This is a genomic window from Pseudomonas sp. R1-6 (assembly GCF_051132115.1).
Taxonomy (GTDB): Bacteria; Pseudomonadota; Gammaproteobacteria; order Pseudomonadales; family Pseudomonadaceae; genus Aquipseudomonas.
This window is the reverse complement of sequence record NZ_CP071662.1, coordinates 2,484,705-2,496,882: the sequence shown is the minus strand read 5'-3', so window position 1 is coordinate 2,496,882 and position 12,178 is coordinate 2,484,705. Positions and strand designations below refer to the sequence as shown.

Sequence of the window (12,178 nt, the reverse complement as noted above, 5' to 3'; positions counted from 1 at the left end):
GCTCGCTGGTTACGACAGGGCCGGGCGCCGCCATTTGACGCCCCAGCCCTGTTGCATGCCGGCAGCAGCCAGCAGGATCGCCGCCACCCCCAGCCACTGAAGCGGTTCGAGGCGATGACCGAAGGCGAACCAGTCGACGAAGATCGCCGCGATCGGATAGATAAAGGACAGCGCGCCGGTCACGGCTGTCGGCAACCGCTGGATCGCGCTGTATAGCAGCACGTACATGATACCGGTGTGAATCATGCCGAGGGTCAGCAGGCTGGCCCAGGCCTCGGGTTGCTGCGGCAACGTCGAGAGATTCGCCCATGGAGCCAACAGCAGTATCCCGGTGCTGACCTGGATCAGCGCGATCAAATGGGGTGGCGTGCCGCTGAGCCGCTTGATGATCAACGCCGCAATGGCGTACAGCAAAGCCGCACCCAACGCCAGGGCGATGCCCGCCAGATAGTCCTCGCCACCCTGCCCTTGTTCGCCATGGGCGCTGACGATCGCCAGCATCCCAAGGAACGAAACCGCGAGCCAGAAGAGCTTTTGCGCGGTGATCTTTTCGCCCAGGAACAACGCCGCCAGCCCAACCAGCATGAACGGTTGGACGTTGTACACCGCCGTACCGATCGCAATCGAAGCGCGGGAATAGGAAGCGAACAGCAGTACCCAATTGCCAACGATTGCCACGCCGCTGAGTACCGCCAGCAGGAATGTTGTGCGCGTCAGCACATCCCGACGCAGGAAACCAAATCCCGCGCAAATCAGCAGCAGCGTGACGGCGCCAAATACGCAACGCCAGAACACCACATCCAGTACGGGCAGGCCGGCCACCAGTACAAACCAACCTATGGTTCCGGAAATCAGCATGGCGGCGGTCATTTCGAGCGAACCGCGGCGTAGGGTCTTGTCCATCTTCAGGCTCCTTCGGTAAGTGGCTACAGTATGCCGAGCCGCCGGGCCGCTTCTCCATGGCCTGAAAAAGGCTAAACTGGTTTTTGACCTTTTTTATAAAGGCCATTTTGACCATTTACCTAACGGAGCCGTTATGACTGACGCCATCGACCAAATCCTCATCAAGGCGCTGATGGAAGATTCCCGACGCTCGCTCAAGGCTTTGGCGAACCTGAGCGGCCTGTCGTCCCCCAGCGTTGCCGAACGCCTGCGTAGACTCGAAGAGCGTGGCGTGCTCAGGGGCTATACCGTTGAAGTCGATCCGAAGTGTTTTGGTTATCAACTCCAGGCCATCGTGCGCATTCGCCCATTGCCAGGGCAGTTGCAAGAGGTGGAGCGGCAGATCCAGGCCATTGGCGAGTTCACTGAATGCGACAAGGTGACTGGCGAGGATTGTTTCATCGCGCGGCTGCATGTGCGGTCGATGGAACAGTTGGATGTTTTGTTGGATAAGTTGAATGTTCTTGCGGAAACCAATACGGCTATTGTCAAGAAGACGCCGGTGAAGCGGCGGTTGCCTCCGATGGGGTGAGAGCCGTTGATGGACGCCGACCTGGTGCAAGCCCCAGACAAAAAAAAGGCGCCTTTCCTTCAGGAAAAGCGCCGTTTCTCAAATCAACAGCTCAAGCCGGACACTCCGGCAATATCAGTCATCACGTCCCATCAACCCAAACAGCTGCAGCAAGCTGACAAACAGGTTGTAGATCGACACATACAGGCTGATGGTCGCCATGATGTAGTTACGCTCGCCGCCATGGATGATGGCGCTGGTCTGGTACAGGATGCAGACCGACGAGAACAGCACGAAGCCGGCGCTGATCGCCAGTTGCAGGCCGCTGATCTGGAAGAAGAAGCTAGCCACCACCGCACCCAGCAACACGAAGAAACCGGCGGTGATGAAACCACTCAGGAAGCTCATGTCCTTGCGGGAGATCAGTACGTACGCCGACAGACCACCGAACACCAGCGCGGTCATTGCGAAGGCCGAGCTGACCACTTCTGCGCCGCCCTGCATGCCCAGGTAACGGTTGAGGATCGGGCCGAGCAGGAACCCCATGAACCCGGTCAGGGCGAAGGCCGAAACCAGGCCCCAGGCCGAATCGCGGAGCTTGTTGGTAAGGAAAAACAGGCCGTAGAAACCGATCAGCACGACAAAGATGTTCGGGTAACCGACGCGCATCTGTTGTGCGACGAAGGCCATCACACCGCTGAAAGCGAGCGTGAGTGCCAGCAGGCCATAAGTGTTGCGCAGGACGCGGCTAACTTCTAGCTGCTCAGCCTGCACGCTGTTGTTCACTGCGTAATCCTGTTCGCGCATGGCGACACTCCTCCGGTTTTGAAACATTCAGTGGCAAGGATCATAACAGACGCTCTGTAACAAGCTACGTGGAGAGTTTGACAGTGTGTTTCATTCGGGTATTATGGCGCCCGCAACGCAATACGGAGGTGTGGCCGAGTGGTTTAAGGCAACGGTCTTGAAAACCGTCGACTGTAACAGGTCCATGAGTTCGAATCCCATCGCCTCCGCCATCTTCTAACGTTAAAGCCCTGACTTGTCAGGGCTTTTTCGTGTCTGGCGTTTGAAAAAACAGTGACGGTCTTCACAAAGGAAACAGTGCATGCCATCCCCTAGCCTACTCAAGGAAAGTAAAGTGCCCCGTAAAACAATCGGTTCGATCGCTGCTGCAATTGTCGGCGTGGTCCTGTTATGCGTGTTCTTCGGAAGTTGGTACACGGTTGATGAAACCGAGCGCGGCGTGCTTCTGCGCAATGGCGCGCTGGTCGGGGTGGTTGAGCCGGGGCTGTCGTTCAAGACGCCATTTATCGAATCGGTACGCCTGATCAGCACGCAGAGCCAGGTAACCTCCTACGACGACTTGCAGGCCTACAGCAAAGACCAGCAATCGGCCGAGCTCAAAGTGTCGGTGTCGTGGCACATCGCGCCTTCCGACGTGGCGAAGGTCTATACCCAGTTCAAGGATCTGGAAGGCATCCGCGACCGGATGATCAGCCGGCAGGTGCCGACGCAGGTGGAGAATGTGTTCGGCAAGTTCAACGCCGTGGCCGCCGTGCAGAACCGCGTCCAACTGGTCAACGATATCTCCGCTGCGATCAAATCGACCATTACCGGGCCGGTGATCATCGACAGCGTCCAGGTTGAAAACATCGATTTCAGCGATGCCTACGAAAAGGCCATCGAAGCGCGCATGGCCGCCGAGGTCCAGGTCAAGACCCGTGAGCAGCAGCTCGCCACCGAACAGGTCCAGGCGCAGATTCGGGTGACCCAGGCCCAGGCGGAAGCCGATTCGCAAGTGGCCCAGGCCAAAGCCGATGCCCTGGCAACGGAACTGCGTGGCAAGGCTGAAGCCGAGGCGATAAAAGCCCGCGCCCAGGCGCTGGCCAGCAACCAGAACCTGGTGGAGCTGACCAAGGCCGAGCGTTGGAACGGTGAGTTGCCCACCACCATGCTGCCGAACAGCGCGCTGCCTTTTATCGATTTGAAGTAACCTCCCTCGGCGCGGTCGATTCCGGCCGCGCCATTTTCCCGTGCAGCGTCTGGACAGATACGTCGACGCCGGTGGTTGACGCTACACTTGCTTCACTGATGACCAGACGTTCACCGTTAGCAGGGAGCTCACCGTGTACCCAGGCAAACAAACAACGCAACTCCCCTCCTGTATCCCATTCTCCGCCCGTCATCCCGATAATTGCTCACACTCGCCAGGTCCGGTTTCGGCATCCGTTCCGCGCAGGAGAAACCTGTGACCATTCTGATCAATAAATACAAGTGGCCCGTCCTGTTGGCCGCGGCGCTTGTTGTCTTTTCCGCATTGATCTTCTTTTTAATAAAATCCTATACATACGACTCAGCGACCTATTTCGAATCACGGGACTTCATTCGCCAACTCAAGCAAGCCGACGCCAACTGGAACGTAAAAATCCTCAGGAAGAAAATCGGCGTCAACAATAACCTGTCACTCACCCCACCGCCCGAAGCGCAGACTCGCTGGGAGCAATTGGAGCGTTTGAACAGTTCCGGCCCGCTGGCGGCGCTCTGGGCGTCAAGGCGCCAGGGATACGTGGATGCGGTCAAGAACAAGAATCTGCTGGTCGAGCAGTTCGAGCAGCACAACGCCACCCTGCGGGCGTCACTGGATGAGTTGCCAACGGTTGAAGACGAAATACAAAACCTGTTGCAGGAGATGAAGGCGAACGGGGAGATCGCGCGCCTGACCGCAGCCTCGAATGTCCTGGACCTGGCGTTGACCACCCTGGAGTTCGCCCTTTACGTCACGGCGGATAAAGAACGGGAAGTGCGGGACCAGTTAAGCGAACTCGAACATCAGATTGACCAACTGCCTGCCCTCTATCGGCCCGCGTTTGTGTCACTGATACACCACGTCAAAACCATCATCCACGAACAGCCCCAGGTCAACGACCTGCTGGACCGCATCAGCGTCATCCCAGTGGCCCAGGAGCTGGACAGCATCAACGAGCTGTTGAACGAAACGCAGCGCAGGACCGCCGCCACGGACCGTAAGTACCATATATACCTGGCGGTGTGCGCCGGCCTGATGGCGCTTTTGATGATCTATCTGGCCGTACGGCTGGTGCGCAGTTATTCAGTCATCAACCAGATCAACCATGAGCTGCAAACTTCCAATGACAAACTGGAAGAACGCGTCCAGGAACGCACTCGCGAGTTGAAGGAGGCCGAACGGGAGTTGGTGGATGCCGCTCGCATGGCAGGCATGGCCGAGATTGCAACGAACGTGTTACACAACGTCGGCAATGTCCTCAACAGCGTGAATATTTCCGCGGACCTGGTCACTCGCAAGTTGAAAAACAGCAAGACGCAAGGGTTGGGCAAAGCCGTGAAAATGATGAACGAACATGCCGACGACCTGGGTCATTTCATCACCGAGGACGAAAAAGGCAAGTTGTTGCCCCGCTACTTCAATGAACTGGTGGACTCTGTTGCAGGCGAACAAGCACTGCTCATCGAAGAACTGGCGCAGTTGACCAAAAGCATCGATCACATCAAGGACATCGTCACTACCCAACAAACCTACGCCGGGGCTGCGAGGCTGATCGAGCCGCTGAACGTCGCCGATCTGTTCGAGGATGCCCTGCGCATGAATTCAGGGGCGCTGAGCCGGCATCATGTCACCGTGATCAAGGATTACCAGGACGCTCCCGTGATTCTCGGCGACAAGCACCGGCTGCTGCTGATCCTGATCAACCTGATCAGCAATGCCAAGTTCGCCATGTCCAGCGTTGAGCACCCACGGGAGATGACCCTGGGAATCCGCATCGTCGACCAGACGACGTTATGCGTCAGCGTCAAGGACCGTGGCGAAGGGATTTCCAAGGAAAACCAGGCGAGGATCTTCAATCATGGCTTCACGACCCGCAAGGACGGCCATGGCTTTGGCCTGCACAGTTGCGCCCTGGCGGCAGTCGAAATGAACGGCCGTCTCTTGGCCCACAGTGACGGACCGGGGCACGGCGCCCTGTTTACGCTGGAACTGCCCCTGGAGCTGGCAGCCTCATGACCCGCTTTGACTGCGCGGCTGGCATCCGTGCCTGCGCGCAGTCAACAGAACGCGGCCCTACTTGACGTTCCCGGACGGGGCGTTACGGCGTCTCCTGGCGGGTAATGCGGCGGCGTAGGCCAGCGCTTCCTCCCGTGAGGCGAAGGAACCCAGCCGATCAGCCTGGGTACAGACTCGCCAAGGGCCGCTGTTGACGCTCAGTACGTCATAGCCATTGATGTGCATTTTCGTCAGCATCGCAGTACTCATGGTGATCACCTCCTGCAAAGTACCGAGTTACGCTGCCTACCATACTCCCGGTTCACCCGTCGGTGCCTACCGGGCGTCGCGACAGTTCATCGTCCATGCAATTCAATGGGAGTCCGAATCCCACAGCCAATCCCATAAACCGGGCAGATGCACGGGCTGGGACGTGTCGCGAACCGTGCGAGCCAGCGCCGCTCGTTCCAGGGCGCGGCTGTCGTCGTAGAACGGCTTCGCATCGGTCCTGAGCCCGGTCTCCCTGGCACTGTCCAAAAGGATCTGTAGGTATTCACGGGCGTGGCGGGCGGTATATCGGTTGAGGTCGTGGAAGGTCACGACGACCGGTATCACACCGTCCACAGTGGGCAATTGACCATCCGCGATGCGCTCGCGGACCTCGGAGAGCTGGCGCGTGAGGTTCATCCGCCGTCGTGGGCTCACGGTAATGCCCCAAACCTTGCCATCATTGGCGCTCAAGTCAGTCAGCAATACGTGCATACCGTGTCGTTGATAAGCGGCAAACGTGCGCTTGTCGAAACTCCAGAATGGCGGCCGTACCAGGTTTGGCGATGCGCCTGTGATCACAGCGATATCGTTGGCGCCATTGAACAGGGACTGCTCCAACTCATCCGGATCCAGGAATCGATGATTGGTATGCCAATAGGTAGCCGTGTGGAATCCCAATAGGTGTCCGTTCGCATGCTCACGACGCATGAGCGAGCGGCCGATTTCGCTGCCACCGGCCCGTGGCGCTCGGGTCTGGACGAAAAAAACCGCCTTGATCCCAGGCTGCACCGGATTACGGTCCAATGCGTCCAGCACGTCGGCGCTCGGATTCCAGAAAGACGATGCGCTAGGCCCATCATCGAATGTCAGCAGGAAACGGATCGGGGCCTGGACGCGCAGGCGTTCCTCGGTTTGCGGGGTCAATTCGATGGGCGGGCCGATGCAGCCCGACAAGTGCAGGGCAAACAGCGCCACGACCAGCGCCCTGGCGAAATTGTTCATGTCTTGCCTTTATTCAGTGCCACGTTACGTCGCCTTTGATCCTTGGCACCGGTGCTTTCAAGCTCACCTTGGAGAAGGTTACCCGGGTTTGGTTCCGCACCGTAAGCACGGTGTTCAGCAACCCTCGACACTCTCCCTGTAGACCCCATTCTTGACCGTCCGGAAATCCAATGGAATTTTCCGAACGCCTCCGTATCCATCCGTATAGGATCAATTAGGGAGGATTTATGGGCGGTCCATCGCTTTACATCATCGACTACATGCTCCATGGCGAGCCCAAGTCTTTCATCATTCGCGCCGAAGTGATGAATAACTCCGAAGCTTGGCATTGGGCCAGTTGCGACGCGGGTGTTGGGCGCATCCCCAAATTCGGCAGGGAGAAGGTCAAGCGGGTTTCAAAACCCATGGCAGAAAAATATGGCATTACCGATGTGCGCTGGCGAGCCTCCGTCGCGCCATCCTGGGTCAAGGAGTCTGGCTGAACAAGACATGAAAGGGTCCGGCGCACCGACTGTCCAGTCGTGCGCCGGATATCCAACGCCGCAGAAATATCTCAACTACCCTTATTGCAGCCTTACCCGTCCATAGCGATGGGTTTCGTGCTGCCTCATCCAACGTTGAATGGAGGTGTGACATGTCCGAAAAAGAGTCCATCACCACCCTGCTCACTTTATTGGAATCGCGCCAGGCGGGGCTGACCGCGGCCTGCAAGGAAATTGCCGACTGGGTCGACCATCAGGGCGGCCATCCCGCTGCAGTGCGCATCCGCGATCGGCTCAACGACATCGAAAAGGATGCCCCGTCGATCCAGAGCGCCCTCTCTTCACTCAAACGTGTGGAACGTCCGTTGCCAAGATTTCGCTAATAGGTTTCGCTATATGTTTCGTTGATGGAAAGCTTCGTCAACGACGCTTGCCACACCGGTTTCCCTGAGCTCCACCGGTTGTAAACCCGATGGAACGACGGCGTACGTTTGCACCTCGATATTGATAGGTATCGATGCAAGAGCCGTCATAAGGGAGAACCAACATGAATGCCAGAGTCCTGCTGCTGATTGCCTGTGCCTGCCCCGCCACCGTCATGGCGCAGGGTTGCGAGGTCCTTACCCGATCCCAAAGCCAGGCGGTACAGGAAATCGAAACCCGCAGTTGCTATGAGTACAAGGGCGTCCCCTCGGAGGCCATCGGCTGGTCCTGCAGCAACGAAAGCAAAGGGACCCTGAGCACTCAAAAGAAACCCGTCGAGCGTTGCGCCGAGGGCTACGTGGCAACGTGTCAGGCAAGACTGACTCAGGAAGCCCTGGCCAATCCCCATTCCACCAGCAAGGATCGCAGCGGCGGCTCGGCGAATATCCCGGACAACGCCCAAGTCACCTGGTACTACTACGACGCGCAACAAGTGCAGCAAGCACAAAAGGATTGCGAAACCACCGGCGGCCAATGGAAGAACCGCTGACCGGGTGGTTCGCATCACATGGCGTCAGCCCTTGCTGTGTTCTGGGGAAGAAGGCGGGTTCTTGACGCCTCGTGGCCCGGCCACGCCCCAGATGATCAAGCCCAAGACAGGCAAGATAATCAGCAACAGCGCCCAGCCCGCCTTGGTACCGGCCGACTTGTCGCTGCGAAAGACGCTGACGATCGCCCACAAGTCCACGAGCAACAGCAACACCGCTACGGCGATCCAGAAATAACTGGCTAGTTCAGACATGGCCTCAATCCTCTTGTCGGTCTATGGATTAGGCATGGCCGCGCCAGCTCCGTTCAAAGAATCTGACTTGCTGTTACGGTTGACGATCGTGCAGCTACAAGCGCTCGTTGAGGTAGGCGACCCATTGCTCATAGGCCTCGTGCTGACGCCGGACCGCCTCGTCCCAGGCGGTTCCCGACATTTGATGGACACAGATAAGCGCCATCATCTCCGACGTTGCTGCGTCGAGCTCAACCAGAAGCTCGTGGGATCTGACTTTGAAGTCTTCAACGGTGGTCATCATTCCTCGCTCCCCCCATCGGGGCCGGCTCGTCCACCCAACATTGATGCGTTTTTTCGGCGCTGATTCATTTTTGGCGATGATCGGTCGTCGACAACGGCCCTGCCTCGACGTTTTCCAACCGTCCGCGAAATAAACGAAGCCTTTTCCATGGGGGCGCGATCCCATGGACAGAAACGAAACATTCCGTTTTTTGAACGCCGAAATGGCGCGAGGCTCAAATATTGCAGTTATATTGCAATTTAATGACAGTCGGGATTGGACCAGGTTATGAAGATTCGAGCGACCGTCATCTGCGAAGAAGACCGCCGCATCCTGCTGGTACGTAAGCCCAAGAGCCGCTGGGCGTTGCCTGGCGGAACTGTCGAGCGCGGCGAAACCCACGCCGACGCCGCCCTAAGGGAACTGGCGGAAGAAACGGGGCTGAGCGCCGAAAGCCTGCTTTACCTGATGCGGATCAATGACGGCGGTACCGAGCATCACGTGTTCGAGGCGGCGGTCAACGATTCGACGGCCGCCAGGCCACAAAATGAGATCAGCGACTGTGTATGGCACCCGTTGGACGCCATTGCGCAGTTGCAGATGAAAAAAGGGATGCGGGAAATATTGGAAGCGTTTCGGCGCAGGCTGTAGAACGCTTAAAACCTGACGAACAACTTTTACGGACCAGAAACAAACAAGGGTTTGCATTAGCTTTCGCTCGCAAACCCTTGATATAGATGGTGCCCGAAGCCGGAATCGAACCGGCACGCCCTTACGAGCGGGGGATTTTAAGTCCCATGCGTCTACCAGTTTCGCCATTCGGGCGGTAGCGCGGTCAAGCCATGTGACACTGTCGGATAGGCATCCCACAGGATCGAGGCTGGTGCAACAGAGGGGGAAATATATACATCCCTCCTGGGTGAAGCAAGGCGGCCATTGCCCTTTTCAAGACAAAACCTTTCACCGCCCCCTAAATAAAAAAGCTCCGTAGATCATGAATCTACAGAGCTTTTTAGAAGTGGAGGCCGAAGTCGGAATCGAACCGGCGTAGGTGGATTTGCAATCCACTGCATAACCATTTTGCTATTCGGCCTCAATACGCCTGATGCAATGAAACCGCATCAAACGGATAAAAACTTATCCGGACAAAGCCGCTAATAGCGAGCTATCTCCTTGAAAACATTGAAGTTTTTTACGCCTCGATGCATTCGATGGGCGCAATTATGTACTCATTTGCCTAAGCTGACAACCCCTTGATTTCAAAAAAAATTTGCCTGGCGGTGAGACCTTCGGATGTATTTCCTGGGCAACACGACGGGCCGAAACCTCTGCCAACCGGCTCATCGGGAAACCACTCACACCAACGGAACAACCGCCGTTGCCCTCGGTTCATTCGTTATGTCGTCCCCTGGATCAGCAAGGAGAACCATCATGACTGAACGCCCAAAACTGGTGGCGAGCCGGGCTCCGGTGCCCACCTCATCACGCCCCAATCTTGGCACGCCGGAGCGCCTGGTGTCGCTGGTGGCCGGCTCGTTATTGCTTGCCAATGGTTTGCGCCAGGGCGGTCTCAAGGGCTGGCCGCAGGTGCTGCTCGGCGCGTGCGCTGCCTGGCGAGCCTATTCAGGCACATGCCGGATCAAGCAAGCCCTGACCCACAGCCCATTCGAACAAACATTCGAACAGGATCGCGATTGGGACGGCAGCAAGGTCATTTCCCGCAGCATCACGGTGGGCAAGCCGAGGGACGAGGTCTACGCGTTCTGCAGCGAACCGGCCAATCTGGGAGCGCTCATGCCATGGGTGGACGCCATCGAACAGACGGGCGAACGAACTTATCGCTGGGTCGCCCATGGCCCGATGGACAAGACGTTGCAGTGTGACCTCGAACACTGCGAACCCAAGGAAGGCCGCAAGCTGCACTGGATTGCCGGTCCGGACCGACGCTTCAAGCATGACATCCAGATGCATTTCAGCGATGCGCCCGCCGGTCGCGGTACGCAGATCAAAGTCATCGTGGCTTGCGAGACGCCTCTCGGCGCGGCCGGCTATGCGCTCGCCGCCGCTATTTCCCGGTTCTCCGACAAGGCCCTGCTCAATGTGCTGCGCAGCATCAAGCAGCAACTGGAAACGGGCGAAGTCAGCACCAACAAGATGCGCGATCCGCATACCAAGGACTTTCTGTTTGTCCACCCGGCTACCCACGCGACGCAAGCTCCAGCCAATGACTCATCCTCTGACAAACCCGAACTCAATGGAGGTACCGTCTGATGCGCGCATTGACTTGGCAAGGCCCCAACAAACTGCAGGTCGAGACGGTGGACGATCCCTCCATCCTGAATCCCCGCGACGCCATCGTGCGGGTGATCCTGTCCTCGGTGTGCGGCTCGGACCTGCATCTGCTGGGCGGCTACGTGCCGACCATGCAGGCCGGCGATATCATCGGGCATGAGTTCATGGGCGAAGTGGTGGAAACCGGCTCGGCTGTCACGCAGATCAAGAAAGGCGACCGGGTCGTCACAGTGTCGATTGTCGGCTGCGGAGAATGCGAGCATTGCCAGCGTTCGGACTTTTCCTGCTGCGACAACTCCAATCCGAACCCCACCGCCACCGACATCGCCTACGGTCAACCCGCCTGCGGCATCATTGGCTACAGCCATGCGTTCGGTGGTTATGCCGGCAGCCACGCCACCTACATCCGCGTGCCGTTTGCCGACGTCAACCTGTTCACGATCCCCGATGGCGTCAGGGACGAGCAGGCCGTGTTCGTCTCCGATGCGGTGCCCACCGGTTATTTCGCCGCCGACAACGCCGATATCCAACCCGGCGATACGGTGGCGGTCTGGGGTTGCGGCGGGGTTGGGCTGATGGCGATGTCCAGCGCCTACTTGCTAGGCGCAGAACGGGTGATTGCCATCGACCGCTTTGCCGATCGTTTGCGCCTGGCCGAGGAAAAGGCCGGCGCCATCGCCCTCAACTACGAGACCACCGACGTGCATGCCGCCCTGCTGGAACTGACGGGCGGCCGTGGACCGGATCGCTGCATCGATTGCGTCGGCATGGAGGCCCATGGCACGGAAGTCGATTATTTCTACGACAAGACCAAACAGATGCTGCGCCTGCACACCGAGCGCGGGACCGTGCTGCGCCAGTCGATTCGCGCGTGTCGTAAAGGCGGGACGGTGTCGGTGGTCGGCGTGTACGGCGGCTTGCTGGACAAATTCCCGATGGGCGCGATCGTGAACAAGTCACTGACTCTGCGTTCCGGCCAGCAACCGGGACAGCGTTATGTGAAGCGTCTGTTCGAACACATCCAGAACGGTGACCTGGACCCCTCCTATCTGCTGACGCATCCCATGGGCCTGGAGCAATCGGTTGAGGGCTACGCAATGTTCAAGGACAAACGTCAGGATTGCCTACGGGCGGTGTTCCGCCCGGAATAGATCAAACTCCATGGCGA

General features: G+C 58.0%; 15 protein-coding genes and 3 tRNA genes. 10 read left to right on the top strand and 8 right to left on the bottom strand.

The genetic code is table 11. The features are described 5' to 3' along the window. Positions 1-9: 9 nt before the first annotated feature. Complete coding sequence (locus tag J3P81_RS11490) at positions 10-903, bottom strand: DMT family transporter (protein ID WP_420766796.1); 894 nt, start codon at positions 901-903, stop codon at positions 10-12. A 133-nt stretch (positions 904-1,036) separates the two neighbouring features. Here J3P81_RS11490 and J3P81_RS11485 point away from each other — a divergent pair, with 133 nt between their 5' ends. Beyond that, positions 1,037-1,474 (top strand): Lrp/AsnC family transcriptional regulator, encoded by a 438-nt coding sequence (locus J3P81_RS11485; protein WP_434563844.1) that lies wholly within the window; start codon positions 1,037-1,039, stop codon positions 1,472-1,474. A gap of 114 nt (positions 1,475-1,588) precedes the next feature. On the opposite strand, the gene J3P81_RS11480 is transcribed toward J3P81_RS11485, so the two are convergent. Further along, positions 1,589-2,260 (bottom strand): Bax inhibitor-1/YccA family protein, encoded by a 672-nt coding sequence (locus J3P81_RS11480; RefSeq protein WP_039588756.1) that lies wholly within the window; start codon positions 2,258-2,260, stop codon positions 1,589-1,591. A gap of 124 nt (positions 2,261-2,384) precedes the next feature. Here J3P81_RS11480 and J3P81_RS11475 point away from each other — a divergent pair. From J3P81_RS11475 to J3P81_RS11465, 3 genes are all read left to right on the top strand, one after another. Further along, positions 2,385-2,472, top strand: a tRNA-Ser gene (locus J3P81_RS11475). A 122-nt stretch (positions 2,473-2,594) separates the two neighbouring features. Continuing rightward, on the top strand, positions 2,595-3,449 hold the full coding sequence (locus J3P81_RS11470) for a prohibitin family protein (protein ID WP_420766794.1): 855 nt from the start codon (positions 2,595-2,597) through the stop codon (positions 3,447-3,449). Between the two features lie 255 nt (positions 3,450-3,704). Further along, the gene (locus J3P81_RS11465; protein WP_434563842.1) at positions 3,705-5,498 is read left to right on the top strand and encodes a DAHL domain-containing protein; all 1,794 of its coding nucleotides are present in this window, start codon (positions 3,705-3,707) and stop codon (positions 5,496-5,498) included. Positions 5,499-5,555: 57 nt separating this feature from the next. Here J3P81_RS11465 and J3P81_RS11460 read toward each other — a convergent pair whose 3' ends face one another. Together J3P81_RS11460 and J3P81_RS11455 are read right to left on the bottom strand one after the other, a co-directional pair. Further along, on the bottom strand, positions 5,556-5,747 hold the full coding sequence (locus J3P81_RS11460; protein WP_420766792.1) for a DUF2188 domain-containing protein: 192 nt from the start codon (positions 5,745-5,747) through the stop codon (positions 5,556-5,558). A gap of 102 nt (positions 5,748-5,849) precedes the next feature. Continuing rightward, positions 5,850-6,749: a polysaccharide deacetylase family protein gene (locus J3P81_RS11455; RefSeq protein ID WP_434563840.1), complete on the bottom strand. Its 900-nt coding sequence runs from the start codon at positions 6,747-6,749 to the stop codon at positions 5,850-5,852. A gap of 227 nt (positions 6,750-6,976) precedes the next feature. On the opposite strand from J3P81_RS11455, the gene J3P81_RS11450 reads away from it, so the two are divergent. The 3 genes from J3P81_RS11450 (at position 6,977) to J3P81_RS11440 (ending at position 8,204) form a co-directional block, all read left to right on the top strand. Continuing rightward, positions 6,977-7,231 (top strand): DUF6555 family protein, encoded by a 255-nt coding sequence (locus J3P81_RS11450; protein ID WP_039588765.1) that lies wholly within the window; start codon positions 6,977-6,979, stop codon positions 7,229-7,231. A gap of 152 nt (positions 7,232-7,383) precedes the next feature. Further along, positions 7,384-7,614, top strand: coding sequence for a hypothetical protein (locus J3P81_RS11445; protein WP_434563838.1), 231 nt, complete (start codon positions 7,384-7,386; stop codon positions 7,612-7,614). Between the two features lie 164 nt (positions 7,615-7,778). Beyond that, entirely contained in the window at positions 7,779-8,204 is a 426-nt protein-coding gene (locus tag J3P81_RS11440; protein WP_434563836.1) for a hypothetical protein, read from the top strand. 24 nt (positions 8,205-8,228) lie between these two features. Here J3P81_RS11440 and J3P81_RS11435 read toward each other — a convergent pair whose 3' ends face one another. Together J3P81_RS11435 and J3P81_RS11430 are read right to left on the bottom strand one after the other, a co-directional pair. Then, a complete protein-coding gene (locus J3P81_RS11435; RefSeq protein ID WP_420766788.1) occupies positions 8,229-8,456 on the bottom strand; it encodes a PLD nuclease N-terminal domain-containing protein in 228 nt (75 codons plus the stop codon). Between the two features lie 94 nt (positions 8,457-8,550). After that, positions 8,551-8,739, bottom strand: coding sequence for a hypothetical protein (locus J3P81_RS11430; protein ID WP_420766787.1), 189 nt, complete (start codon positions 8,737-8,739; stop codon positions 8,551-8,553). A 267-nt stretch (positions 8,740-9,006) separates the two neighbouring features. Between J3P81_RS11430 and J3P81_RS11425 the strand changes: the two genes are divergently transcribed. After that, the gene (locus tag J3P81_RS11425; protein WP_434563834.1) at positions 9,007-9,369 is read left to right on the top strand and encodes an NUDIX hydrolase; all 363 of its coding nucleotides are present in this window, start codon (positions 9,007-9,009) and stop codon (positions 9,367-9,369) included. 87 nt (positions 9,370-9,456) lie between these two features. On the opposite strand, the gene J3P81_RS11420 is transcribed toward J3P81_RS11425, so the two are convergent. Continuing rightward, positions 9,457-9,543 (bottom strand) — tRNA-Leu (locus J3P81_RS11420). Between the two features lie 194 nt (positions 9,544-9,737). Then, positions 9,738-9,811, bottom strand: a tRNA-Cys gene (locus J3P81_RS11415). A 338-nt stretch (positions 9,812-10,149) separates the two neighbouring features. Between J3P81_RS11415 and J3P81_RS11410 the strand changes: the two genes are divergently transcribed. Further along, entirely contained in the window at positions 10,150-10,989 is an 840-nt protein-coding gene (locus J3P81_RS11410) for an SRPBCC family protein (RefSeq protein ID WP_434563832.1), read from the top strand. Further along, positions 10,989-12,161 carry a zinc-dependent alcohol dehydrogenase gene (locus J3P81_RS11405; protein WP_420766784.1) on the top strand — a complete coding sequence of 391 codons (1,173 nt, stop codon included), beginning with the start codon at positions 10,989-10,991 and terminating at the stop codon, positions 12,159-12,161. Before J3P81_RS11410 ends, J3P81_RS11405 begins: the two co-directional genes overlap by 1 nt. Positions 12,162-12,178 lie beyond the last annotated feature (17 nt).